The sequence below is a fragment of the Mycobacterium sp. E802 genome, assembly GCF_001666875.1.
Taxonomy (GTDB): domain Bacteria; phylum Actinomycetota; class Actinomycetes; order Mycobacteriales; family Mycobacteriaceae; genus Mycobacterium.
This window is the reverse complement of record NZ_LZJD01000076.1, coordinates 1-24,097: the sequence shown is the minus strand read 5'-3', so window position 1 is coordinate 24,097 and position 24,097 is coordinate 1. Positions and strand designations below refer to the sequence as shown.

Below are 24,097 nucleotides of genomic sequence, written 5' to 3'. Positions count from 1 at the left end.
AGTAGGCTCGCATGGTCATCGGTTCGTCACGTGACAATCTCAAACATCCAGGAAGCGCACGTCTTTCGCGTTGCGCGTGATGAAACTGCGCCGCGCTTCGACGTCTTCACCCATCAGGATGGAGAACAACTCGTCGGCGGCGGCTGCGTCGTCAAGCGTCACTTGACGCAACACGCGCACAGTGGGATCCATTGTGGTTTCCCACAATTCCTTGGCATCCATCTCGCCGAGACCCTTGTAGCGCTGGATGCCGTCGTCGACGTTGATGCGCTTGCCCGCGGCCTTGCCGGCCTCGAGCAGCCCGTCGCGCTCGCGGTCGGAGTAGGCGAATTCCGGTTCCTGGCGCTGCCATTTCAGCTTGTACAGCGGCGGTTGGGCCAGGAACACGTGGCCGTGTTCGATCAGCGGTTTCATGAAGCGGAACAACAGGGTCAGCAGCAGCGTAGAGATGTGCTGGCCGTCCACGTCGGCGTCGGCCATCAGCACGATCTTGTGATAGCGCAGCTTGGTGATGTCGAACTCGTCGTGGATACCGGTGCCCAGCGCGGTGATGATGGCCTGGACTTCGGTGTTCTTCAAAACCCGGTCGATGCGGGCCTTTTCGACGTTGATGATCTTGCCGCGCAACGGCAGGATCGCCTGGAACATCGAGTCCCGACCGCTCTTGGCCGAACCACCGGCCGAATCACCCTCCACCACATACAGTTCGGACTTGCTCGGATCGGTGGAGCGGCAGTCGGCCAACTTGCCCGGCAGTCCGCCGATCTCGGTGGCACTCTTGCGACGCACCAGCGCGCGGGCCTTGCGGGCCGCTTCACGGGCCTGCGCCGAGGAAACCGCCTTGTTCACAACGGTTTTCGCCTCAGCCGGGTTGGCCTCGAACCAGTGACTGATCTGCTCGTTGCAGATCTTCTGGACAAAGGACTTCACCTCGGTGTTGCCGAGCTTGGTCTTGGTCTGGCCTTCGAACTGCGGCTGGGACACCTTGACCGAGATCACCGCGGCCAATCCTTCGCGGATGTCCTCACCGGTGAGGTTCGGGTCCTTGTCCTTGAGGAGCTTCTTCTCCTTGGCGTACTTGTTCACCACGCTCGTCAACGCCGCGCGGAACCCCTCTTCGTGGGTGCCGCCCTCATGGGTGTTGATCGTGTTGGCGAAGGTGTGTACCGACTCCGAGTAGCCGCCGTTCCACTGCATGGCGATCTCGACCTCATGGCCCTCGCCCTTGCCGTCGAAGTCGATGACGCTGGGCTGGATCGGCGACTTCGTCCGGTTGATGTGCTTGACGAAATCCACCAGACCGCCGGGGTAGTGGAACACCCGGTGCTTGACCTTCTGCGGTGCGGCCACCTCGGCCGCCTTCTCCTCGGCCGTCTTCGGCGCCTCGGCGTGGTCACTGACCACGTCGTCCACCACTTCCTCGGCGGTGACGCGCTCGTCGGTGAGTTCGATGGTCAGTCCCTTGTTGAGGAACGCCATCTCCTGCAGGCGACGGGCGATGGTCTCGAAGTCGTAGACGGTGGTCTCGAAGATGTCCGGATCCGCCCAGAACCGGATCGTGGTGCCGGTCTTGTTCGTCTTCTCACCCTGCTTGAGGGTGCCGGGCACGGACTTGTCGTAGACCTGGAACCACTCGTACCCGTCTTTACGGATATCGGCCTCGAGCCGGGTGGACAACGCGTTGACCACGGACACACCCACACCGTGCAGACCGCCGGACACCTGGTAGGCGCCTTCTTCGAACTTGCCGCCGGCGTGCAGGACCGTCATCACGACGTCCACCGTGGGGATGCCGGTGGCGTGCATCGCGACGGGGATACCGCGACCGTCGTCGGTGACCTCGACGCCACCGTCGGCCAGGATCCGGACATCCACCCGGCTGGCGAACCCGGCCATGGCCTCGTCGACCGCGTTGTCCACGACCTCCCAGATCAGGTGGTGCAGACCCCGCTCGCCGGTGGAACCGATATACATGCCCGGACGTTTACGTACCGCCTCCAGGCCCTCGAGCACCTTGATCGAATCGGCGCCGTACTCACTGGGAGCGTTCTTCTTCTGGGCAGCCACGTCGGACGCGTCTCCTTGGGGTTCATGGGAGGCAGTGCAGACACCGCCTGAGATCCTCAGACAGTCTACCGCCAGATCCGGACAGGACCGACGCTGTAGGTGCGTTTCTAACGGTCTGATTGCGCCGTGCGCGGAATTTTTCGCATGTCGGTGCGTCGGGAGCCCGAAATGAGGGCTCTTGCGCGTATCGAAGCTCTCAGCCCAATGTCAGTCTGACTACCCGTACGTGTCCCGGGGTCCGCGCCCCGGCACGTGGTACCGACCTTTACGCCAGGACGGCCCGACGGGACCCACGATCTTGAGCGAGGTCACCACACCGTCACCGACGGCGGCGGCAATCTTGGCCAGCAGTTGTGCCTGCACCATCCGAAGCTGGGTGGCCCAGGCCGTCGACTCGGCCGAGACGGTCAGCACCCCCTCGTTCAGCGCGGTCGGATTGGCGTGATCGGCGATCTGATCCCCGACCACCGCGCGCCACCGGCCGAAGACTGACCCCTCTGCGACCCTCGAGGACCAGCCCCGCACCTTGGCCAGATCCCGCGTTGCCGCACCGAGCGGCTGTGGGTCGCGCACGTCCGGACCCGGACCCGACCAGGTGCGACGCCGGCCGGCGTTGCCCGCCACCCGCCGCACCGGTGCCCGGCGACCCCGGCCGACGTCCTTACCCTGGCTGCGTGCCGCGCCCCGCGCCTCCTCGAGGGTCCGCCGGACCAGATCCATGCCCCGCATCCGGGTGAGGTCGTCCGGCGAGACCGCGGGGGGCGTCGGTTCGGCAGGTTCGTTCGGTTCGTTCGGTTCGTTCGTCATGACTGCACCACCGAGGTCCGCCCGTGGTCGTCCTCGGTCATCCGGATCTCGACGCGGTTGCTCGCCCAGTCCTCGGGAATGTCCTCCCCGACAGCGGCAGTGACCAGAACCTGCTCGGCCTCGCCGGCCACCGCGGCCAGGGACTGGCGGCGCGACGTGTCCAACTCGGCGAACACGTCGTCGAGCAACAGCACCGGGTCCACACCGTCCGAACGCAGCAACTCGTAGGCGCCCAACCTCAGCGCCAGCGCCATCGACCACGATTCCCCATGGCTGGCAAAGCCTTTCGCGGGTTGATCACCCAGCCACAGCTCGAGGTCGTCGCGATGCGGGCCGACCAGACAGACGCCGCGATCCAACTCGGCGTCGCGCCGGCGGGCCAGCGCATCGAGCAGCGCGGCCTCGTAGAACTCGACGCTCTCGGGTCCCGGCGTGTTCTCGATCGCCTCCACGCTGCTGCGGTACCGGATGGTCGCCGGCCGCGATGCCGGGGCCAACAATTGATACGCCTTCTGCACTTCAGGGTGGAGTTGTTCGACGAGTGCCACCCGGGCGGCGATCAGCGCCGCCCCATGGGCGGCCAGGTGTCCGTCCCACACATCGAGGGTGTCCAACACGCTGCGATCACCTCGATAACGCGCTCCCGTAGCGGTTTTCAGCAACGCGGTGCGCTGACGCACCACCTTGTCGTAATCGGCCCGGATCCCGGCGACAGCCGGGCGACGCGTAGTCGCCAACTCGTCGAGATAACGACGCCGCTCACCTGGATCGCCGCGCACCAGCGCCAGGTCCTCGGGGCTGAACAGCACTGCCCGCAACACGCCGAGGACTTCCCGGGGCGAGCGCACCGGCGAGCGGTTCAACCGGGCCTTGTTGGCGCGACCGCTGGTGATCTCGAGATCGACCGCCAGCTCGCGACCCTCGTTGACGACGATGCTCGAGACGATCGCGCGCTGCGCGCCGGCCCGGATCAGCGGGGCGTCGGAGGCCACTCGGTGCGAACCGAGAGTACAGCAATACCACAGTGCCTCAACAAGATTCGTCTTGCCGTAACCGTTCGATCCGACGAATACGGTGCGGCCGGGCTCCAGCTCGAGCTCGACATGGGCCCACGACCGGTAATCGGTCAGTCCCAGGTGCCGGACATACACGACAGGGCCTATCCGGACTCGCTGATCCGGTGCACGGCGTGGCCACCGAACTGGTTACGCAGCGCCGACACCGCTTTCATCGTGGGGGAGTCGTCCTGCCTCGAGGCAAACCGGGCGAACAACGATGCCGCGATCACCGGCATCGGAACCCGGTGGCTGATCGCCTCTTCCACGGTCCAGCGGCCTTCCCCGGAATCCTCGGTGTAGCCGCTGATCTCGGCGAAACCGGGGTCTTCCTTCAAGGCCTTGGCCAACAGTTGCTGCAACCAGGAACGCACCACCGTGCCGTTGGTCCAGGCCTGGATGACCGCCTGGGGATCATCGATCAGATCCTCGGCCGCCAGCAGCTCGTATCCCTCGGCGTAGGCGTGCATGAGGCCGTACTCGATACCGTTGTGCACCATCTTGGCGTAGTGGCCGGCCCCGACCGGACCGGCGTGGACGAATCCGTCGGCCACATCACCCTCCGGGCGCAACGTGTCGAAGATCGGCATGGCTCGAGCCACATCGGCATCGCTGCCGCCGACCATCAGTCCGTATCCCTCGTGCAGGCCCCACACGCCGCCGGAAACTCCGGCGTCGATGAAATTGATTCCCTTGTCGCCCAACAGCTTTGCGTGCGGACCATCTTCGGTGTAACGCGAATTGCCGCCGTCGATGACCAGATCGCCCGCGGCGAGCACGTCGGCCAACTCGACGATCGTCTGGTGGGTCACCGTCCCCGACGGCACCATCACCCACACCACTCGCGGCGCCTCGAGCGCCCCGGCCAGCTCGGCGAGCCCGGCCACGTCACTGACTTCAGGACGAGGGTCGTAGCCGACGACGTCGTGGCCGCCGGCGCGCAGGCGCTCGCGCATGTTGAAGCCCATCTTGCCCAGGCCGACCAACCCCAGTTGCATGTGCGCCCTTCCTCGCCCCGGCCGGTCAGCCGGGAAGCCGTACCGGCATCAACAGGTAGACATAATCGGTTTTGGCGGCCGGGAACGGACCTGAACCGCCGGTGGCCGCATCGTCGTTCGTGGGACGTAGCACCGCCGGGCGGCTCGGGGTGGTGAACCCGAACGTCACCCGCTCGGAATGCAGCGAGCTCAACCCGTCGGTCAGGTAGGTGGGGTTGAACGCGATGGTCAGCGGGTCTCCGGCGAACTCCACCGGCAGGTCTTCCTCGGCGCGGCCGACGTCATCGGCCCCGGCCGAAAGGTGCAGCACGTCGTCGCCGAACTCCATGCGGATCTGGGCCCCGCGGTCGGCCACCAACGCCACACGCTTGATCGCCTCGGTCAGCTCGGCCACACCGATGGTCGCCACCGCGGTGTGCTCGGTCGGCAGCAGCTGACGGAACTTGGGGAACTCGGCATCGAGCAGGCGGGTGGTGCTGCGCTTGCCGTTACTGCGGATACCGAGCAGGCCGTCCTTGCCGACCGACGCGCCGGCACCGAGCGACAGGTGCACCTGGTTGCCGTCGGTACCGGCCTTGGCGGCCTCGGCCAGAGTCTTCGCCGGGACCAAGACCGCCGCCTCGACGTCGGTGGCGCTGGTCTCCCAGGTCAACTCACGCACCGCCAACCGGAATCGATCGGTGGCGGCCAAAACCACTGACTCACCGGAGATCTCGACGCGGATGCCCGTCAGCATCGGCAGGGTGTCATCGCGGCCGGCGGCAACGGCGACCTGGCCGATCGCCTCGGCGAACAGATCCGAGGACACCACGCCGGTCTCCTCGGGCAGCGACGGCAGCGCGGGATAGTCCTCGACCGCCAGGGTGGGCAGGGAGAACCGGGCACTCCCGCACGTCAACGCCACCCGGGTGCCGTCCACGCTGAGCTCGACCGGCTTGGCCGGCAGCGCCTTGGTGATGTCGGAGAGCAACCGCCCGGACACCAAAACGCTTCCCGGAGAAGCGATTTCAGCGCTCACCCGGACCTCGGCGGAGACCTCGTAGTCGAAGCCGGAAATCGTCAGCCCCTCGTCGGTGCCGGTCAGCAGAACGCCGGCCAGCACCGGGATGGTGGGCCGGGTCGGCAGATTGCGGGCCACCCAGGCCACCGCGTCCGCGAAGTCCTCACGCACTACGCGGAACTTCAGGTCCGTCAGCCCAGCCGTCGTCGTCGCCACGTGCTATGCGCCCCTTCGATGATCCCCATAACGAGCTCTACCAGCGTGTTCCCAAAACCGCACCACGCAGCACGACGCTGAATGACAAAGCTGGTAATCGCTGTCGATGAACCACCGTAGAGCTTTCCTCACCAACTTGAAAGCTAATCGATCGGGGTGACATCCAGGCACCTCGAGCCCCGACGGGTTGTCGGTCCGCTCGATGTCCCCAAGGCCCTTCTTCTAGAAGGAATTCTCAGAAGATATTTGAGTAACAGTATTAGGTGCTGTGAAAACTGGGGATGAACGGGTGTTTGCCCAGCACCACCGGTGTGTCGCAATGTGAGTGCGCTGTGGAGACCGGTGGATGGACCGGCGCTCGAGTGTGGACAGAGCCGGCGGTGTGGATGATTTTGTCATTCATCCAGTGGTTTGCCCGCAGGTTGTACACAGGCGTATCCACAGCGCTGGGCTGTGACCTGTGACGCATCGTGGGGCGAAAGTTGTTACAAGATTCTTCGCCGACAGCCCCTCGAGCGCCCACGATGTGGGACTCGGACGGGGGATCGGAACGCCGGATTCAGCGCTTGGCGCGCTGACGGATCCGCGTGGTGAGTTCCTTGACGTGGTCGAAGACCTCACGTCGCTCGGCCATTTCGCCGCGGATCTTCTTCTCGGCATACATCACGGTGGTGTGATCACGCCCGAAGGCCTGGCCGATCTTGGGCAGGGACAGGTCGGTGAGCTCCCGGCATAGATACATGGCGATCTGGCGGGATTGCGCCAGTGCCCGGGTCTTGCCGGGGCCCCGGAGCTCTTCGACGGTGGTCTCGAAGTACTCGGCCGTCGCCGCCATGATCGCGGCGGTACTGATCTGCATCGTCGTGGCGTCGGCGATCAGATCGCGCAGCACGACCTCGGCCAGGGCCTTGTCGATCCGGGTCTTGTTGAGCGAGGCGAACGCGGTGACGCGGATCAGCGCACCCTCGAGTTCACGAATGTTGCGCTCGATGCTGCTGGCGATGAGCTCGAGCACGTCGTCGGGCACGTCGAGGCGATCCATCTGCGCCTTCTTGCGCAGGATCGCGATCCGGGTCTCCAACTCCGGCGGCTGCACATCGGTGATCAGCCCCCACTCGAAGCGGGTGCGCAGCCGGTCCTCGAGGGTGGCCAACTGTTTGGGCGGCCGGTCCGAGGAGATGACGATCTGCTTGTTGGCGTTGTGCAGCGTGTTGAAGGTGTGGAAGAACTCTTCCTGGATACCTTCCTTGCCCTCGATGAACTGGATGTCGTCGACGAGCAGGATGTCGATGTCGCGGTAACTGCGCTTGAACGACGCCTTGCGGTCGTCGCGCAGCGAGTTGATGAAGTCGTTGGTGAATTCCTCGGTGGAGACGTACTTCACCCGCATGCCCGGGAAGAGACGTTGCGCATAATTTCCGGCCGCATGCAGCAGATGCGTCTTACCGAGGCCGGATTCACCCCAGATGAACAGCGGGTTGTAGGCCCGGGCCGGTGCCTCGGCGATGGCCAGGGTGGCGGCGTGGGCGAACCGGTTGGACGCGCCGATGACGAAGGTGTCGAAGGTGTAGCGCCGGTTGAGGTTGACCGCGTTGTCGTCGCCGATCGTCGAATCGCGCTGCGGGCTGCTGAAGTAGCCCGGCCAATTCTCCTCGGCGCTGACCTTGGCAGCCCGGTCGTCGTCGATCTCGTCGGCTTCGGCCGCGAGGTCCGGGGTGTCGTCGGCGGCAGCGGCCGGCTCCGGGATCTCGGAGTGGTCGTCGTCGGCGGACGGGGTGGCGATCCGCACACCCAACTCGATGCGTTGACCCAGCTTGCGGCTGAGCGTGTTGATGATCGGCTCGCGCAGGTGGCGCTCGATCTCGTTCTGCACGAACGGCGTGGGCACCGACAGCAGAGCAAATCCCTCGGCGATGACGAGCGGCTGCACCAGCTTCAGCCAGGCCCTTTGCTGGGGAGTGAGGTCACCGTTGAGTTCGGCGACGACGCTGCTCCAGACGGCGACGAAAGGTGGGTCGGGGTCAGCTGTCAACGACGGTCTCCCCCTTTGAGGTGCTACTAGGTCGACCCGGGGACGACCAAAAAGAACGATGACGAACTGTCCACATATTTATCCACAGCTTGTGGAGAAAGGACAGTCGTCGTCGCTCTGTTGTCTGTTTGGAGGCCGTCAGAGCCGGGTATGTCACTGTTCGGAATGGTGACGCGGGACCGACGTCCTCGTTTGATTGTCCGGGCCGGTCCGTGCGCGGAACGGCATTGCCAGAAGCTAACAGTTTTCTCTCGATGTGCCAACAGTTCTGCAACATCGGATGCAGTCCAACTATGCGGGTCGGCGCAGGTTTGACCGAGGGAAATCTCATCAGTACCCTCGAGCAGTCGCCCGCACGTGGCGATACGGCTGCGCCCGGGAGCTTGACGGAGAACGCGCCGGTTAGTAAAGCACGACGGACGAGCTTAAACCGAGCTTGCACGGTAACCGTTTTCGACGACATTTCGGTGTCGACGAGCGCGGGTGCCAAATGGAACAAGGAGAGATTGCCGTGGCCAAGGGCAAGCGGACCTACCAGCCCAACAACCGCCGCCGTGCGCGCGTGCATGGGTTCCGGCTGCGCATGCGCACCCGCGCCGGCCGCGCCATCGTCGCCAACCGTCGTAGCAAGGGCCGTCGCGCACTCACTGCGTGATTTTGCGGTTCTCAGGCGGGATCTAGCGCGGTGCTTCCGGCTCGATACCGGATGAGGCGGTCCGCGGAGTTCAGTGCCACCGTCAGTCGTGGCGCGCGTGCAGTCCAACCCGATGTGGTGGTGCATGCGTTGCACGACGGGACGGACGCTACCGGCCCGCGGGTCGGTTTGATCGTGTCCAAAGCTGTCGGGAATGCGGTGGAACGCCATCGCGTGTCCCGGCGGCTTCGTCACGTCGCCCGCACCGTCATACCGCGACTGGAAGCCACCGATCTCGTGGTAATCCGAGCCCGCGCGGGCAGTAGCGAGGCGCCCTCGCGCCGGTTGGAGCAACAACTGCAGCGCGCTCTCGAGCGCCTGGACGCACGGCGCGGGACGTCACCATGATTCGCCGGGCGGGTGCTGTGATGGCCCGCGGTGCGATCTCCGTCATCCAGCTCTACCGCCACGCCATCTCTCCGTACCGGCCACCGTCATGCCGGTTCATGCCGACCTGTAGTCAGTACGCGGTCGACGCCCTCACCGAATACGGCTTGTTCCGCGGTGCGTGGCTGTCCTTGATCCGGCTGCTGAAGTGCGGCCCGTGGCACCCCGGCGGATGGGATCCCATCCCGGATCGGTGCCCCCACGATCACGAGTCCGTCAGTTCTGACGGGACCGTCCCTGGCGAGATAGCCGCCGCCGAAAACCTTGTCTGGGAGACCCCAGCGAAGCGAGGGGAGAGCAAGTCGCGTGTTTAACTGGTTCAGCCTGGACATCATCTATTACCCGGTGTCGGCGATCATGTGGGTTTGGTACAAGGCGTTCGCCTTTCTGCTGGGCCCCGAGAACTTCTTCGCCTGGGCGCTGTCGGTGATGTTCCTGGTGTTCACTCTCCGCGCGATCCTCTACAAACCCTTCGTCAAGCAGATCCGCACCACGCGGCAGATGCAGGAACTGCAGCCGCAGATCAAGGCCCTGCAGAAGAAGTACGGCAAGGACCGGCAGCGCATGGCGCTGGAGATGCAGAAGCTGCAGCGCGAGCACGGGTTCAACCCGATCCTGGGCTGCCTGCCCATGCTGGCGCAGGTGCCGGTGTTCCTCGGCCTCTACCACGTGCTGATGTCCTTCAACCGGACCCAGACCGGCATCGGCCGGTTGGGTCTGTCGGTGGAGGAGAACCGCAGCCTGCCCAACTACGTCTTCAGCGCGACCGACGTCGGGCACTTCCTCGACGCGAACCTCTTCGGTGCACCGCTGGGCGCAACGATGATCCAGCAGCACGGCCTCGAGGCGTTCACCGAATTCAACCGGCTGTCCGTCGTTCTGGTCGGTGTGCCGATCATGATCCTGGCCGGCATCGCCACCCACTTCAACAGCCGGGCCTCGGTGGCGCGCCAGAGCGTGGAAGCCGCCGCCAACCCGCAGACCGCGATGATGAACAAGCTCGCGCTCTACGTCTTCCCACTCGGTGTGGTGGTCGGTGGTCCGTTCCTGCCGCTGGCGGTGATCATCTACTGGCTGTCCAACAACATCTGGACCTACGGTCAGCAGCACTACGTGTTCGGGATGATCGAGAAGGAAGAGGAAGCCAAGAAGGCCGAGGCGCTCGAACGCCGCTCGGCGAATGCGCCGGCACCCGGAGCCAAGCCCAACCGTGCGCGTAAGGCCGAAGCAGCGGCCGCGCCGGCGGCCACGGAGGACGCCGAGGACGCCGAGGCTGATGCCGAAGCGACCGCGTCTGGAGACGAGAAGAACCCGGCAGCGCAAGAGGGAGGGCAGAGCATGAACCTCAACAAGCCCAAGCCCGGCGCGCGCCCCAAGAAGCGGAAACGGTGACCAGTTCTCACACTGGCTACAAGTAGGGAGAGACGGATATGACTGACGCACAGACGACCGAGCCCGACGCGGAGGTGGACGAGGCCACCCCACCCGCGCCGAAGAGCGAGGACGATCTGGAGGAGCGGCTGGTTGCCGAAGGCGAGATCGCCGGCGACTACCTGGAGGAGCTTCTCGACCTGTTGGACTTCGACGGCGATATCGACCTCGACGTCGAAGGGGACCGCGCGGTGGTGAGCATCGACGGCGGCGGAGACCTGAGCAAGTTGGTGGGCCGCAAGGGCGAGGTGCTCGACGCACTTCAGGAATTGACCCGATTGGCCGTGCACCAGAAGACCGGCGAGCGCAGCCGGCTGATGCTGGACATCGCGCGGTGGCGCCGCCGTCGACGCGACGAGCTCGCCGCTCTGGGTGACAAGGTGGCCCGTCGCGTGCTCGAGTCCGGCGAACGTGAAGAGTTGGCTCCGATGACGCCGTTCGAGCGCAAGATCGTTCATGACGCGGTGGCCGCGGTCGACGGGGTCCGCAGCGAGAGCGAGGGCGTGGAGCCGTCGCGACGCGTCGTCGTTCTGCTTGGCTGAGTTCTAGTTACAAGGGTGTAGTTCAATGCGGCGACGGTGCCGTGGGGAGTGCGGAGGATGTTTCACGTGAAACATGGACCGGTTCCCGCGGCACCGGAAGCCGCGGCGGAGGTCTTCGGGGATCGCCTCGAGACCGCCGAACGGTATGCGGCGATTCTGGCCGGTGCCGGTGTCGAGTGGGGATTGATCGGTCCGCGGGAAGTCGACCGGCTCTGGGACCGACACATTCTCAACAGCTCCGCGCTCGGAGAACTCCTGGCGCCCGGTGAGCACATCGCAGATATAGGTAGTGGCGCCGGCCTCCCGGGGATCCCGTTGGCCTTGGCCCGTCCCGACGTACACGTGACGTTGATCGAGCCGCTTCTGCGCCGGAGCGATTTCTTGCGCGAGACGATTGCGGAACTTGGCCTCGGCGTGGCTGTGGTTCGCGGTCGCGCTGAGGATGCCATGGTCCGTGAGACGGTCGGCGAGCTGGACGCGGTGACTTCGCGAGCGGTCGCGTCGTTGGACAAGTTGACGCGCTGGAGCATGCCACTGCTCCGCGTGGAGGGCAGGATGCTGGCCCTGAAAGGTGAGCGCGCCGAGGCAGAGATCGACGAGCACCGGCGTGTGATGGCTTCCCTGGGTGCAGTCGATGCCAGGGTGGTGAAATGTGGCGTGAACTATTTGAACCCGCCCGCAACCGTCGTCGCCGCACGGCGCGCGGCGGTGAGACCGGGCAGCCGGTCGACGGGCAGAGCCTCCGGGTCGCGGGGGAGATCGGGCAGGAGATGAGGATGGGTTCTGATCGGCAGCGAGCTGCCGCAGCGGATGCAACGCCCGCCGTTTCACGTGAAACGGTTTCACGTGAAACGTGGAACGACGGTGCAGCGTGGTCGACGGACGCGAGTATGGACACACCCATCGCGGCAGAGGCCGAGCAGGCGACCCGCGTGCTCCATACGAAGCACGGTCAGCTTCCCCGGCCCTCGCGCCAGCGGGTGTTCACGATCGCCAATCAGAAGGGCGGCGTCGGTAAGACGACGACCGCTGTAAACGTCGCAGCGGCACTCGCGCTACAAGGGCTGCGCACCCTGGTGATCGATCTCGATCCGCAGGGCAATGCCAGCACGGCGCTAGGTATCGAACATCGCCCCGGCACCCCGTCGTCCTACGAGGTACTCATCGGCGATATCCCGGTCGAGGAAGCGCTGCAGCGAAGCCCGCACAGCGATCGTCTGTTCTGCATCCCCGCCACGATCGACTTGGCCGGCGCGGAGATCGAACTGGTCTCCATGGTGGCCCGCGAAGGGCGCTTGCGCTCCGCGCTCGCGGCGCTGGCCAACCATAATTTCGACTACGTGTTCATCGACTGCCCACCGTCACTCGGGCTGTTGACGATCAACGCTCTCGTCGCGGCGCCCGAGGTGCTCATCCCGATCCAGTGCGAGTACTACGCACTGGAGGGCGTCGGGCAGCTGTTGCGCAACATCGAGATGGTCAAAGCGCATCTGAACCCAGAGCTGTCGGTGTCGACCGTGATACTGACGATGTACGACGGGCGTACCAAGTTGGCGGACCAGGTGGCTGAAGACGTCCGGGAGCACTTCGGCGACAAGGTGTTGCGCACGGTAATCCCGCGCAGTGTGAAGGTGTCGGAAGCTCCGGGATACGGGATGACGATCCTTGATTACGATCCGGGATCCCGCGGAGCGTTGAGCTATCTTGACGCCAGCCGAGAGATCGCGGAGCGCGGGGCACCGCCCCGGGCGCAGTAGGCAGTACCAGTGGGCAGACAGCGGACCGTAGGGATGAGCAGGAGACGACCATGAATCAGCCGGCACGGAAGCGGAGTGGCCTCGGCAGGGGACTGGCGGCGCTCATCCCGACCGGTCCCGCGGAGGACGGCAACGATGCGCTGAGCCCGCGGATGGGCGCCAGCGCCGCCGATGTGCTTCTCGGGCCGCCGGCTGAGTCGGGCGCTCCGGGCACTCCAGGTGTCCCGCCCACCGCGGCACCGGCGGTGGCACGTGAAACCGACTCGGTTGTCACCGGTGATGTCGGGGCCACCTACCGCGAGATCGACCCGAGCCTGATCCAGCCGAACCCACGTCAGCCCCGGCAGGTATTCGACGAAGAGGCGCTGAGCGAGTTGGTGCACTCGATCCGTGAGTTCGGATTGATGCAGCCAATCGTCGTCCGCGAGGTCACGGAGAACGGCGATACCCACTATCAGCTGGTGATGGGGGAGCGGCGCTGGCGTGCCGCCCAGCAGGCCGGCCTGGAGGCCATCCCGGCGATCGTTCGTGAGACCGGCGATGACAGCATGCTGCGCGACGCGCTGCTGGAAAACATCCACCGGGTCCAACTCAACCCGCTCGAAGAGGCGGCCGCATACCAGCAGCTGCTCGACGAGTTCGAGGTCACCCACGATGAACTGGCCGCACGTATCGGGCGGTCCCGGCCATTGATCTCGAACATGATCCGACTGCTGCGTCTTCCGATCGCGGTGCAGCGCCGAGTGGCTGCCGGGGTGCTGTCCGCGGGGCACGCGCGGGCCCTGCTGGCGTTGGAAGGCGGTCCGGAGAAGCAAGAGGAGCTGGCGGCACGGATCGTCGCTGAAGGAATGTCGGTGCGCGCCACAGAGGAGGCCGTGACACTGGCCAACCGCGACGGCAACACCGCGCCGCCGGCGCCGCGGCGGAAGCCCATCCAGATGCCGGGTCTCCAGGATGTTGCTGAACGGCTCTCGTCGGCCTTCGATACTCGGGTCACTGTGAGTCTGGGCAAACGGAAGGGCAAGATCGTGGTCGAGTTCGGGTCGGTTGACGATTTGCAGCGCATTGTCGACATCATGAGCGCCGAACAGTCCTGAAAGTCCACGACCGAGGACACCAGGTTGTTCCGTCACTGTGACACATCAGTGATCAGCGCATGCAGCCGCGAACGCGTCAGGAAGCAAAGCGGCTGTGCGGCATAGGATTTCACCTCGGAGGCGGAGCGCGATGAGATTTACGGGGCACAGTGTGTCCGTTCGGACCGACTCTCCTATCCTTGAGGGGCAGCCACGCACTCAGTGTGAAAGCCAGGGACCTCAGTGACAACACGAATCACGCCGCTTCGGCTCGAGGGTTTCGAGCAGCTGCCCAAGCATGCGCGGCGGTGTGTGTTCTGGGAAGTCGATCCGACCACAATCGACGACGACCGTCTGGGCGACCCCGAATTCGAGAAAGAAGCGTGGCTGTCCATGGTCATGCTGGAGTGGGGATCGTGCGGTCAACTGGCCGTCATGGCCCGTCCCGACGACGCACCGGATGCTACGTCCGAGGTGGACGCCGCAGATCAGGATGTTCGGCTCGACGTCGTCGCCGCGGCCTCGGAGTTCGGCTTGGCGCCGCCGGCCGTCGTGGACGAACCGTGTCTGGGTTTCGCGTTCTATGCACCCCCGGGTGCCGTGCCACGGGCGCGGCTGTTTCCCACCGCCCCGGTGAGTGCCGACGCGATTCTGTTGACCGCGGTCGGTGTGGATTCCACCGAAGACAGCGAGCGGCTGTCTCAAAACCTGCTTGCCGCGGTCGTCACCGATCTGGTCCGACGCGGTGTCCGTGCGTTGGAAGCGTTCGGCTACACCGCGGGACTGACCGAACTTTCCGACAGCGGGAAGCTGCCTGCCGAGTTGTCCGCGGTGACACGGGTTCTGGGGGACTGCGCGGTGGACCGGTGCATGCTCGAATCTGATTTTCTCGAAGATGTCGGCTTCACGGTCGTCGCACCACATCCGTATTTCCCCAGACTGCGGTTGGAACTCGACAAGGGACTCGGCTGGAAGGCTGAAGTGGAAGCCGCACTCGAGCGACTACTGGAGAATGCGCGCATCGAGCTACCGGTCGGTGCGGGGATGTCCGGCACCGGTTTCAGTGCGAAAAGTACTGCGCCCCAGTAAAAGCTACGTCGACTCAGCCGGCACGGCGGCGTGCTGCGCGTACGGCGCCCGCGCTGGCCACACGTAGGGCGACGGCGACGATGAACTGTGAGCCGGGAATGACCGTGCGGAAGCTGATCTCGGTTGTCATTCGAGTGCCGCCGGCAACCGGTGCGACCGTGATCTGACCGACGTAGTCACGAAACGGTAGCCCGGACACCAACTCGTACCGAAGTTTCGTCGGCGCCTCGAATGCCGTGATTCGTTCGCGGATGGGAGATCCGAACAGATGGATGGCGCGCACAGCACCCACCCCGTTGCGATCTGGCGTGCCATCCTGTTCCAGGATGACCTTGCGTGCGGGCATCCACTCCGCCATCTGTTCGTGGTCGGAGATGACGTCCCACGCCACCAGTGGGTCGACCGCGATGTCGCGACTGTCGGTGTAGCGATACATCCGCGCCATATCGATCAGCTAAGCACGGACCGGGGCGTTCAGGCTTGTCTGGCGCTCACGCGCTCAGGTCCAATTGGCGCTCACGCGCTCAGGTCCAATTGGCGCTCACGCGCCGCGGCCGGCCTGTTCCACCGACAACTCATGCGCCAACAACTCGGCAAAGGTGAAAGTGCCTGTGGGGCGGTCGTTTTTGCCCAGCAAGTACAGGCGTTTGACGGCAGCCAGGATGCCTTCGGCGATGGCGTCGCGGGTATGGGTGGACAGCAGCAGGCCACGGTCGTGTGGGTTGGTGATGTAGCCGATGTCGACCTGGACGGTGGGCATGCGGGTCAGGCGTAGCAGATCCCAGGTCCGGCCGTGGGAGCGGCAGTCACGTAAACCGGTGCGGGCCACAACTTCTCGTTGAATGAAGTCGGCCAGATTGCGGCCGATGGTCGACACCGAGCCGTGGGAGTTGCCGAAGTGGAACGAGGCCACACCGTTCGCGGCGGGGGAGGCCTGTGTTTCACAGCGCAGGCTGATCATCAGGTCGGCGCCCACGGTGTTGGCGGTGTTGGCGCGATCGACGTCGAGCGGGCTGCGGTTGGCCGGCCGGGAGATGAAGGTCTCCATGCCGATCGCCGTCATCCGGCCTTCGAGCCGACTGGCCAAGTCCCACAAGATGTCTGCCTCGCTGATCGGGCCATCGGGCCCGTGCATGATCATCCCGTGGTCCGCACCGCCGCGGCCCGGATCGATGATGACGTGCTTACCGGACAGGCGGGGCCCCGAACGGCGGACCAGCTCTTCTTCGCGGATGGCGTGCGGTGAGCCGCCGGTGACGCGTGGACCGAGAAAGTACAGGGAGCGCAACGTCTCCGGGCCGCAGATACCGTCTGGGTAGAGCCCGTACTCGCGCTGATACGACGACAGCGCGTTGTGCGTCTGCAGGCCGAAATGTCCGTCGACCATGCCGGTGTAGAAGCCGAGATCCTGCAGCCGTGCCTGCAGCGTGGCGACGTCATCGCCGTACATGGGCGCCCCGAACTGGTGGGTCAGGGTGCGGGCGCCAAGCCGGTAGGAGGCCTCACGCAGCGCGCGGTAGGTGGCCTCGCCGACGATGCCGTCCACCAACAGACCACGATGCTGTTGAAAAGCCCGAACGGCACGGTCGAGCTCGTCGTCAAAGGCGTCGAGCGCAACATGTCTACCGGTGCTCAGGTCAGCGTCCGGGCTGTCCATCAGACCTAATGCGGCCAACGCTGCCCGGATCTCGGTGACTGCTCCGCCACGATCACCGCGACGCAGACTCGACATTCGGCCCCTCCATGCTGGTCTCCGGCCGTCTGCCGGACTAGCTAGCCAGCATTGTCTCAGACTTCGGCCACATACCGGAAAACGCCAGGCGTATCCGCGGTGGGCGTGGTGGCAGTTTTTTGGGCGTCAGAGCGCGTCGGAAAGCTCGCGTAGCAGTGCCGCCTTGCCCTTGGCGCCGACGATTCGCTTCACCGGCTGACCGTCCTTGAACAGGATCATGGTCGGGATCGACACCACCTGGAAATCACGTGCGGTGACCGGGTTGGCATCCACGTCGAGCTTGGCCACGCGCAGCTCACCGGCCTTCTCGCCGGCGATCTCCTCCAGGACGGGGGCAACCATCTTGCAGGGCCCGCACCAGGTGGCCCAGAAGTCCACCAGCACCGGGGTGCTGCTGCTCAGAACGTCGTTGGAGAACGAATCGTCGGTGACCGTAACTGTTGCGCTGTCCGCACTCATGGAGCTCTCCTGTCGTCGAAAACTGTTGGGGGTCAGCTGTTGTCAGCGAGCCAACGCTCGGTGTCGATGGCCGCTGAACAACCGCTGCCCGCGGCGGTGATGGCCTGGCGGTAGGTGTGGTCGACAAGGTCGCCGGCGGCAAAGACACCGTCGAGCGTGGTGGCCGTGGTACGGCCGTTCACCTTCACGTAGCCCTCGTCGTCGAGTTCTATCTGGCCTCGGACGAGCCCCGATCGCGGATCGTGACCGATCGCCACGAACACGCCGGTGACGTCGAGCTTGGATTCCTCACCGGTGACGGTGTTGCGCAGCCGCACCCCGGTCACCTTCGGATCGCCCTCGATCTGGGTGATCTCGGTGTTGGTCAGGAAGGTGATCTTCTCGTTGGCGCGGGCGCGTTCCAGCATGATCTTGGAGGCACGGAACTCGTCGCGGCGGTGCACCAGCGTGACCGAGCTGGCGAAGCGGGTGAGGAAGGTGGCCTCCTCCATCGCCGAGTCACCGCCGCCGACTACGACGATGTCCTGGTCACGGAAGAAGAAGCCGTCGCAGGTGGCGCAGGTGCTCACCCCCATGCCGGTCAGCGCCTCCTCACCGGGCACGCCGAGGTGGCGCGCCGCGGCGCCCATCGCCAGGATCACCGAGCGGGCCTGGTGGGTCTCGTCGCCGACGGTGACCGTCTTGACGGGGCCGGTGAGGTCGACGGCGTCGACATCCTCCATGCGCAGGTCGGCGCCGAAGCGCAGCGCCTGCTCCCGCATCTCGTCCATGAGCTCGGGGCCGGTGATGCCCTCGCGGAAGCCGGGGTAGTTCTCCACCTCGGTGGTGGTCATCAGCGCGCCGCCGAACTGCGTGCCCTCGAACACCAGCGGCTTGAGCTGGGCGCGGGCGGCGTAGATGGCCGCGGTGTAACCGGCCGGGCCGGAACCGATGATGATGACGTCGTGAACCGTCGCTGAGGTGGACATGTAGGCCTTTCTGCCGTTCTCGGCACGGGTTGCAACGTCAGCCTAGGCCGGATCTGTTCCCAGGCGAGCGCGTAGGTCACACTACGGACTTCTCACCGGGCGGTTGAGCACGGTCCGGGCCAGCAACCCGGCACGACCACCGTCGCAGTCGGCGGCCACGACGAGCGCGACAGCGGCAGACGGCGGTCCGTCCGCGGCCGGCAACAGCATCAGCACCCCGCGCCGGCCGGCGACGTCGTGTGGGCGGGCGCCCAGAATCTGCACCCCGGGCGGGTAACCGAGCGCTCGCAGGCACGCCGCGCGGTGCTGCGGGTCGGCCAGTGGGCCCAGGTCCGCCGGGGCCGACAGCAGTCCGAGGATCTGGGACTCGGGCAGGCCGATGTCGGTGCGCGGCGGTGACACGCTGATCCGGCCCACGCTGGTCAACGTCGACGTCGTCGTCGCCGGTGGCCGCAGCAACATCAGGCTGCCGATCACGATCGCCACCACGGCCGCGGCCGCCCCGGTGGCCGCAGCCAGCACCTTCCAGCGCCGGGTGCCCGCAGGCCCCGGCGCGGCCCGCAGTGCCTCGGACAGGCGGGCGCTGACCTCCTCGGGAACCTCCGGAGCTGACGCCGAATCGGTGCCGAGCGCACGCACCTCCCGGCGCACCCGGTCGAGGGCGGACAAGATCTCCCTGGCTTCGGGGCCGGCCTGCGGATCGGTGCGCACCCGCCGGCGCACCTGCGCGGCGGTGGCGTCGTCGAGCAGCCCGGCCTGCAGGTCCGCGAGCAGCTCAGCAGGAATCGGACCGTCCGACGGCACTCGGGGCGTGCTGCCGTTCATCGGCTTCAAAATACTGGAGCAGCCGGGCCAGCTTGGTCCTGGCGCGGGCGCACCGGCTCTTCACGGTGCCTTCGGCCACCCCCAGCAGCCGCGCGGTCTCGGCCACCGAGTAACCCTGCATGTCGACGGCCACCACGGCGGCGCGCTGCTCGAGCGGCAGCTGCATGAGTGCCCGTTCGATCATGATGGCGGTGTCCACGCGCGGGGCCGGGTCACCGGCGGGGTCACGCACGTGGCACAGGTGGCCGAGTTCGTAGAGAGCCGCGGCGGGCTGGGTGCGTGACCGGCGCACCCGGTCCAGGCAGGCGTTGACGACGATGCGGTAGAGCCAGCTGCTGACGGCCGAGTCATAGCGGAACGACGCGGCCGTGCGATGCGCCGACAACAACGCATCCTGTACCGCGTCGTCGGCATCCTCATGGTGCCGGCTGGTCAGAAACGCCAAGCGGCGCAGCTGACGATGGTGCCGGTGGACGAGTTCCTCGAAGGCATACCGGTCTCCGGCGACGTGGGCGGCGAGCAGTTCGGCGTCAGAGCGATCGGTCGCGTCGTGCTCCCGCATCTGCTCCACCGGCTTGCCGGTCCCCCCGAACCTTCCCACACGCTGAACTTAAACGCTGTCCGGTACCCACCTGGACACTTGTTTGCCCGCAGCGGCATAACCCCAGCTCACAGCGCCATGTGGGCTGTGGATGGGTTGTCAGGAGGCCGCTTTGATGGTGATCTCGGAGATATCCGTGCGACTCTTGCCGTCCACGGTGCCCAGCGTCGAGATCCACACCAACACGTAGGACGTCGACGAGGCCTTGTCCACCGAGATGGTGTTGGAGCCGGGCTTCAGCGGGGTCGCCGGGGTCAGCTCGGTGGTGTCGGACAGCGACGACGGGGAGGCCGACTTCGCCGAGCGGATCTGCACCGACGTGCCGGTGCTGGTGACGTTGAGGGTGACCGAACCGATCACCGTCGGCTCGGGCAACTGCAGCATGAGCCCGACACCGTTCTTGAAGCCCGGGAACGGGGCCGGATCGGAGTACGTGTCGGTGGACCACGCGGTGCTGGAGTTCCCGTCGATGGCCTGCCCGGCGGTGGCCGGTGAATCGGCCTCGCCCTCGGGTGAAAAGACCGTCGCCCGAACGGGTTTCACGGTGCTTCCGGCAGCGGCCGAGGAACTGTCCGGGCTTTCCTCACTGCTCGCCGAGGGGGCATTCAGGCCGAGTTCGTCGCGGTTGAGGCCGCCGCCCACATCACCGAAGATGCGGTTGAGGATCGAGGCCAGCACCAGCAGCGCCACCAGGATGACGGCCGCGGCCACGCTGACCCCGATGATCAGGCCCTTGCGCCGCCGGGCCTCGGCGGCCTCGTGCTCCTCCGGGGTCTCGTGCGCGCGGACCGGGGCGGCCGGGGGCGGGGCCTCCTCGAACGAACCCATCAACTCGGTCCGGTCGGCGATCGCGGTGGCCTGCTGCAGCAGGTTCAAAAGGGTTGGGGCGCTGCGAATTCCACCACCGGGCTGGACAGCACGGGCGGCGGCAGCCGAGATCTGGAACGGGATGTCGCGATCCACCGCGCGCGGTTCGACCGGCTGCCCGGCCTGATCCAGGGCCGCCGGTTCCAGGCCACTGCGCGACCCCGATTCCTTCAGCGGCCAGCGATTGACCAGCAGTGCGTACAGTGCGGCACCGATGCCACGGATGTCGTCGTCGGGCGTAGCGTCCGGCATGGTGGCCGGGAAGGCAAGCGCCACATCGCCTTCGATGCTGACTCGAACCCGGCTCGGATGATCGATGGACAGGGCCACGCCGGCTCGGTGGGCCGCCTCGGCAGCCGCGGCCAGCGACTGGATGGCCCGGGCCCCACCGACGGGGGAGGGCGACGTGTCGGCCACCTCGGCCAGTGAACCGCCGCGGATCCACTCCGAGACGATCAGCCCACCCGAGCCACTGTGCGCCACATCCAGCACCCGGGCGATGCCGGGGACGTCGATGCGGCTGAGTTTGAGGGTGCGCGAAAGGATTTCCTGCACTTGCGCGTCGGACATGGTGGCGTCCGGGTCGACGAAGGTCAACGCCACCTGGCGATCCAGTGCGGTGTCGAGGGCCTGCCAGAACTGCAGGTGCGGTGGGCCGCCGTGGAACACCAGCAACCGGTAGCGCCCGTCGGCGATCGTCGCCCCGGGGATCAGGTGCACATCGTCGTCTTCCGGCTCCAACGCGGCCTCGCGCGGCGCGGCGAACGAGATGGGTTCGCGGGTCGGGTCACCACCGAAGTCGGTGACCGGGCGAGCTGTTCCGTTCGACCGGCCGCCGGGCTCGGAAGAGATCACCGACGTGGCGCCCTCCTCGGACGACGTGGTCGACGGTTCCTCCGGCGCGACGTCCGGCTCGAACTCGTCGGGCTGGAAATCGTCGGCACTCGGCCGCGGCAGCTTCGTCGTCTCGCTCGTCATCTCGGAGGTGGAGGTGGCGTTCCGTGCCGAGCCGTCCGCAGATTCGTCGGTCACCGGTGATCCTTTCCGCATCCCCACCCCGGCAACACCCGCCGGGGTCCCGCCTCCGGCGGCTGCCGGGCTTGACGGCCACCGATCAGGAGAAGAATTCCTCTGATCAGGGTACGTGACGGGCGCCGCAGGGTGCGGCGCGACGGGCGGCGTAATTGTTTGCACGGCTACCGTTCCGGTCGCCGAGGGGGTGGCTTGGCCCCGTCCCAGTCGACGGCGCACGAGCGCCAGCACCGACTGGGCTTCGGGAACACGGGCCGCGAGCATGACACCGGCGATGATCGGCAGCATGATCAGCCCCAGCACGAGCAGGCGCAGGATCGAGCCCCCGGCGCCGCCATGCGTGGTCAGTGACTCCAGGCCCAGCAGCTGATCGGCCGTGTGCGCCACCAGACTGGCGAGCAGCGAGCCCGCCAGTGTCACCAGGATCGTGCGGATCACGGTGTCACGCAGCATCCGCCCACCGCGGGGACGCAGGTTGGACTTCAACAGCAGATGCCCCACCACCGCGCCGGCGAGGAATCCCAGGCCGTTGGCCAGGCCGAGGTATCCGGCCACCATGTTGGCGTTGTCGGTCAGATGTGGCACCGCAACGGAGGCGACGATCTTGACGGTGGTGATCACCACGATGATGAAGATCGGGGTCCACGGCTTTTCGCGCGCGTAGAACACCCGCAGCTGCAGCAGCACGAGCGCATAGGGAATGAGCGTGAACGACGAGAGGGTGATCGCCATCCCCAGGTAACCCGCGTCCGAGGCGCTGAAGTTGCCGTAGGCGAACAGCGCGCTGCCGATCGCCGGGCCGCCGACGGTCATCATCGCCACGACCGGGATGAGTGTCACCATGGTCAGCCGGGTGGCCAGGGAGAAATCGTCGAGCACGGCGGGCACGTTGTCGGCCGCGGCGTTGCGGCTCAACCGCGGCATCACCACGGTGAGCACCGTGACGCCGATCATCCCGAACGGCAACATCAACACCAGCCAGGTGTAGTTGTAGATGGCCGGCCCGGTGTCGGCCGCGCCGCTGGCGATCTGGTTGCCGACGATCAGGCCGACCTGGCTGATCAGCACGTAGAGCACCATCGCCGCGGCCATGGCGCCGAACTTCTTGAGCCGGGCGTCGATTCCCCACAGCGGGCGCAAGCTGACCCGTTCGGCCCGGATCGCCACGAACAGCACCGCGGCCTGGGCGACCACGCCCAGCGTGGTGCCGATGCCCAGGACCAACAGCTTGGCCGTGCCCATGTGCGGCGGATCGATCGAGAACTCACCGGGCACCAGGACGAAAACTCCCAGCGTCACGATCGCCACCACGTTGTTGACCACCGGGGCCCACGCCGGCGGTCCGAACACGTTGCGGGTGTTGAGGATCGCCATGAAGACCGACGACAACCCGTAGAACAGCACCTGCGGCAACAGCAGGTAGGCGAACGCGGTGGTCAGCGGATTGTTGACCTTCGGGTCACTGCCCAGCATGAGCCGCACCAACAGCGGCGCACACAGCACCGACAGCACGGTGGTGACCAGCAGCAGCGTGGTGGCCAGCGTCACCAGCCGACGGATGAAGGCGGTGCCACCGTCGGCGTCGTCACGTTCGGCGCGGGCCAGCACCGGAACGAAGATCGCGGTGAAGGTGGCTTCCAGAACCAACGCGGCCACCATGTTGGGCAGTTGGTTGGCCACCGAGAACGAACTGGTCAGCGCCCCGCCGAGCAGGGCCATCAGCAGCACGAACCGGAAGAAGCCGGTGATGCGTGAGATCAGGGTGGCAAAGGCCATGCCCCACGACCGGGACACCACCGCGGCGTCGGACAGTTCGGCGCGCCCGGCCGGTCGGGCCGGGCCGGTGGCGTGCGGAATCCGCGGCGGGCCCGGCCGGCGGGCCGGGTGCTGGTCGGGCGAGGTCATCGAGACCGGTCCGAACTGCTCGGGTGCGGTGCGTCGGCGTCGGCGTCGTTGTTGAACGCCATGGCGACGTCGAGCGGGTCGGGATGCTCGCCCGGCGGGATGAGGTCAGCCCGGTCGGGCTGGCCGCGGAAGCGGTGCCACAGCCGGCGCCCGGCGAGGGCCACGAGCACGGCGGCGGCCGAGAGCGTGATGAAGAACAACACTTTGCCGTAGGCGTTGGAGTGCACCGACAACCGCACCGGCTCGCCCAGGGTCAGGCCATCGGGGGTCTGCAGGTTGACGTCCACGGCGACACGTTGGGTGAAGTGCACCTCGATCGGCACCCGCAGCGGCAGGTAGCCGGGCGGCAGCACGATCTCACCCATGTCGGTGACGGTCATGCCGGGCGGCGCGTCGACGTGCAGCCGGACCCGCACCGGCACCGGCAGGTCGTTGCGCAGCGCCAGTGGCAACGGACTGCGCTCGGTGGCCAGGGTGTAGGCGCCGCCCGGGTTGACGATCGTCACCGCGCCGAACATGTCGTTCACACTGCGGTTGACGGCGCCCAGCCGCTGTTC

The 24,097-nt window shown here is 66.3% G+C and carries 22 protein-coding genes and 1 pseudogene; 9 read left to right on the top strand and 14 right to left on the bottom strand.

All coding sequences use genetic code 11. The annotated features are described in order from the left end of the window. Window positions 1-39: 39 nt before the first annotated feature. The 6 genes and pseudogenes from gyrB to dnaA form a co-directional block, all read right to left on the bottom strand. A complete protein-coding gene (gene gyrB, locus A5699_RS11080) occupies window positions 40-2,067 on the bottom strand; it encodes a DNA topoisomerase (ATP-hydrolyzing) subunit B (protein WP_067769138.1) in 2,028 nt (675 codons plus the stop codon). Window positions 2,068-2,283: 216 nt separating this feature from the next. Then, window positions 2,284-2,874: a DUF721 family protein gene (locus A5699_RS11075; protein ID WP_067769136.1), complete on the bottom strand. Its 591-nt coding sequence runs from the start codon at window positions 2,872-2,874 to the stop codon at window positions 2,284-2,286. Beyond that, the gene (gene recF, locus A5699_RS11070) at window positions 2,871-4,025 is read right to left on the bottom strand and encodes a DNA replication/repair protein RecF (RefSeq protein WP_067769134.1); all 1,155 of its coding nucleotides are present in this window, start codon (window positions 4,023-4,025) and stop codon (window positions 2,871-2,873) included. Before recF ends, A5699_RS11075 begins: the two co-directional genes overlap by 4 nt. Before the next feature lie 8 nt (window positions 4,026-4,033). Beyond that, window positions 4,034-4,942: pseudogene (gene gnd, locus A5699_RS11065) on the bottom strand (phosphogluconate dehydrogenase (NAD(+)-dependent, decarboxylating)); the annotation flags it as partial. 10 nt (window positions 4,943-4,952) lie between these two features. Then, entirely contained in the window at window positions 4,953-6,143 is a 1,191-nt protein-coding gene (gene dnaN / locus A5699_RS11060) for a DNA polymerase III subunit beta (RefSeq protein WP_067769130.1), read from the bottom strand. A 559-nt stretch (window positions 6,144-6,702) separates the two neighbouring features. Beyond that, entirely contained in the window at window positions 6,703-8,175 is a 1,473-nt protein-coding gene (gene dnaA, locus A5699_RS11055) for a chromosomal replication initiator protein DnaA (RefSeq protein ID WP_067769128.1), read from the bottom strand. A gap of 511 nt (window positions 8,176-8,686) precedes the next feature. Here dnaA and rpmH point away from each other — a divergent pair. The 9 genes from rpmH (at window position 8,687) to A5699_RS11015 (ending at window position 15,151) form a co-directional block, all read left to right on the top strand. Beyond that, window positions 8,687-8,830: a 50S ribosomal protein L34 gene (rpmH, locus tag A5699_RS11050; RefSeq protein WP_003883350.1), complete on the top strand. Its 144-nt coding sequence runs from the start codon at window positions 8,687-8,689 to the stop codon at window positions 8,828-8,830. Window positions 8,831-8,860: 30 nt separating this feature from the next. Further along, a complete protein-coding gene (gene rnpA / locus A5699_RS28445) occupies window positions 8,861-9,217 on the top strand; it encodes a ribonuclease P protein component (RefSeq protein WP_076239776.1) in 357 nt (118 codons plus the stop codon). Continuing rightward, window positions 9,214-9,570 (top strand): membrane protein insertion efficiency factor YidD, encoded by a 357-nt coding sequence (gene yidD, locus A5699_RS11045; RefSeq protein WP_067769126.1) that lies wholly within the window; start codon window positions 9,214-9,216, stop codon window positions 9,568-9,570. Before rnpA ends, yidD begins: the two co-directional genes overlap by 4 nt. A 43-nt stretch (window positions 9,571-9,613) precedes the next feature. After that, window positions 9,614-10,648, top strand: coding sequence for a membrane protein insertase YidC (gene yidC, locus A5699_RS11040; protein WP_231965683.1), 1,035 nt, complete (start codon window positions 9,614-9,616; stop codon window positions 10,646-10,648). 38 nt (window positions 10,649-10,686) lie between these two features. Continuing rightward, the gene (locus A5699_RS11035; RefSeq protein WP_067769121.1) at window positions 10,687-11,229 is read left to right on the top strand and encodes a R3H domain-containing nucleic acid-binding protein; all 543 of its coding nucleotides are present in this window, start codon (window positions 10,687-10,689) and stop codon (window positions 11,227-11,229) included. A gap of 57 nt (window positions 11,230-11,286) precedes the next feature. Continuing rightward, window positions 11,287-12,003 (top strand): 16S rRNA (guanine(527)-N(7))-methyltransferase RsmG, encoded by a 717-nt coding sequence (gene rsmG, locus A5699_RS11030; RefSeq protein ID WP_067769119.1) that lies wholly within the window; start codon window positions 11,287-11,289, stop codon window positions 12,001-12,003. Continuing rightward, the gene (locus tag A5699_RS11025; protein ID WP_067769117.1) at window positions 12,000-12,986 is read left to right on the top strand and encodes a ParA family protein; all 987 of its coding nucleotides are present in this window, start codon (window positions 12,000-12,002) and stop codon (window positions 12,984-12,986) included. The genes rsmG and A5699_RS11025 overlap by 4 nt, the downstream gene beginning before the upstream one ends. 50 nt (window positions 12,987-13,036) lie before the next feature. After that, window positions 13,037-14,083 (top strand): ParB/RepB/Spo0J family partition protein, encoded by a 1,047-nt coding sequence (locus A5699_RS11020; protein ID WP_067769115.1) that lies wholly within the window; start codon window positions 13,037-13,039, stop codon window positions 14,081-14,083. A gap of 222 nt (window positions 14,084-14,305) precedes the next feature. Beyond that, window positions 14,306-15,151 carry an acetyltransferase gene (locus tag A5699_RS11015; protein WP_067769113.1) on the top strand — a complete coding sequence of 282 codons (846 nt, stop codon included), beginning with the start codon at window positions 14,306-14,308 and terminating at the stop codon, window positions 15,149-15,151. Between the two features lie 13 nt (window positions 15,152-15,164). Here the strand turns inward: A5699_RS11015 and A5699_RS11010 are convergent, their stop codons facing one another. The 8 genes from A5699_RS11010 to A5699_RS10975 form a co-directional block, all read right to left on the bottom strand. Beyond that, window positions 15,165-15,596 carry an SRPBCC family protein gene (locus tag A5699_RS11010; protein WP_067769111.1) on the bottom strand — a complete coding sequence of 144 codons (432 nt, stop codon included), beginning with the start codon at window positions 15,594-15,596 and terminating at the stop codon, window positions 15,165-15,167. A 96-nt stretch (window positions 15,597-15,692) separates the two neighbouring features. Beyond that, a complete protein-coding gene (locus A5699_RS11005) occupies window positions 15,693-16,883 on the bottom strand; it encodes an N-acetylmuramoyl-L-alanine amidase (RefSeq protein WP_067769110.1) in 1,191 nt (396 codons plus the stop codon). A 126-nt stretch (window positions 16,884-17,009) separates the two neighbouring features. Continuing rightward, window positions 17,010-17,342 carry a thioredoxin gene (trxA, locus tag A5699_RS11000; protein ID WP_067769108.1) on the bottom strand — a complete coding sequence of 111 codons (333 nt, stop codon included), beginning with the start codon at window positions 17,340-17,342 and terminating at the stop codon, window positions 17,010-17,012. A 32-nt stretch (window positions 17,343-17,374) separates the two neighbouring features. After that, window positions 17,375-18,310 carry a thioredoxin-disulfide reductase gene (gene trxB / locus A5699_RS10995; RefSeq protein WP_067769106.1) on the bottom strand — a complete coding sequence of 312 codons (936 nt, stop codon included), beginning with the start codon at window positions 18,308-18,310 and terminating at the stop codon, window positions 17,375-17,377. An 81-nt stretch (window positions 18,311-18,391) separates the two neighbouring features. Further along, window positions 18,392-19,135, bottom strand: a complete 744-nt coding sequence (locus A5699_RS10990) for a hypothetical protein (RefSeq protein ID WP_067769104.1) — start codon at window positions 19,133-19,135, stop codon at window positions 18,392-18,394. After that, window positions 19,086-19,697 carry an RNA polymerase sigma factor SigM gene (gene sigM / locus A5699_RS10985; RefSeq protein ID WP_067769172.1) on the bottom strand — a complete coding sequence of 204 codons (612 nt, stop codon included), beginning with the start codon at window positions 19,695-19,697 and terminating at the stop codon, window positions 19,086-19,088. The genes A5699_RS10990 and sigM overlap by 50 nt, the downstream gene beginning before the upstream one ends. 138 nt (window positions 19,698-19,835) lie before the next feature. Then, the gene (gene murJ / locus A5699_RS10980) at window positions 19,836-23,540 is read right to left on the bottom strand and encodes a murein biosynthesis integral membrane protein MurJ (RefSeq protein WP_067769102.1); all 3,705 of its coding nucleotides are present in this window, start codon (window positions 23,538-23,540) and stop codon (window positions 19,836-19,838) included. Next, window positions 23,537-24,097, bottom strand: a 561-nt coding sequence (locus A5699_RS10975) for a DUF6049 family protein (RefSeq protein ID WP_231965682.1), incomplete at its 5' end; no start/stop codon positions are given. The genes murJ and A5699_RS10975, both read right to left, overlap by 4 nt.

Coding starts and splice junctions, on each gene's coding strand:
- A5699_RS11020 (WP_067769115.1), top strand. CDS start 13,037: ATGAATCAGCCGGCACGGAAGCGGAGTGGCCTCGGCAGGGGACTGGCG.
- A5699_RS11025 (WP_067769117.1), top strand. CDS start 12,000: ATGAGGATGGGTTCTGATCGGCAGCGAGCTGCCGCAGCGGATGCAACG.
- A5699_RS11035 (WP_067769121.1), top strand. CDS start 10,687: ATGACTGACGCACAGACGACCGAGCCCGACGCGGAGGTGGACGAGGCC.
- yidC (WP_231965683.1), top strand. CDS start 9,614: ATGTGGGTTTGGTACAAGGCGTTCGCCTTTCTGCTGGGCCCCGAGAAC.
- A5699_RS11010 (WP_067769111.1), bottom strand. CDS start 15,596: ATGGCGCGGATGTATCGCTACACCGACAGTCGCGACATCGCGGTCGAC.
- murJ (WP_067769102.1), bottom strand. CDS start 23,540: ATGACCTCGCCCGACCAGCACCCGGCCCGCCGGCCGGGCCCGCCGCGG.
- A5699_RS11075 (WP_067769136.1), bottom strand. CDS start 2,874: ATGACGAACGAACCGAACGAACCGAACGAACCTGCCGAACCGACGCCC.
- trxB (WP_067769106.1), bottom strand. CDS start 18,310: ATGTCCACCTCAGCGACGGTTCACGACGTCATCATCATCGGTTCCGGC.
- rsmG (WP_067769119.1), top strand. CDS start 11,287: ATGTTTCACGTGAAACATGGACCGGTTCCCGCGGCACCGGAAGCCGCG.
- yidD (WP_067769126.1), top strand. CDS start 9,214: ATGATTCGCCGGGCGGGTGCTGTGATGGCCCGCGGTGCGATCTCCGTC.
- A5699_RS11005 (WP_067769110.1), bottom strand. CDS start 16,883: ATGTCGAGTCTGCGTCGCGGTGATCGTGGCGGAGCAGTCACCGAGATC.
- A5699_RS10990 (WP_067769104.1), bottom strand. CDS start 19,135: ATGAACGGCAGCACGCCCCGAGTGCCGTCGGACGGTCCGATTCCTGCT.
- sigM (WP_067769172.1), bottom strand. CDS start 19,697: ATGCGGGAGCACGACGCGACCGATCGCTCTGACGCCGAACTGCTCGCC.
- trxA (WP_067769108.1), bottom strand. CDS start 17,342: ATGAGTGCGGACAGCGCAACAGTTACGGTCACCGACGATTCGTTCTCC.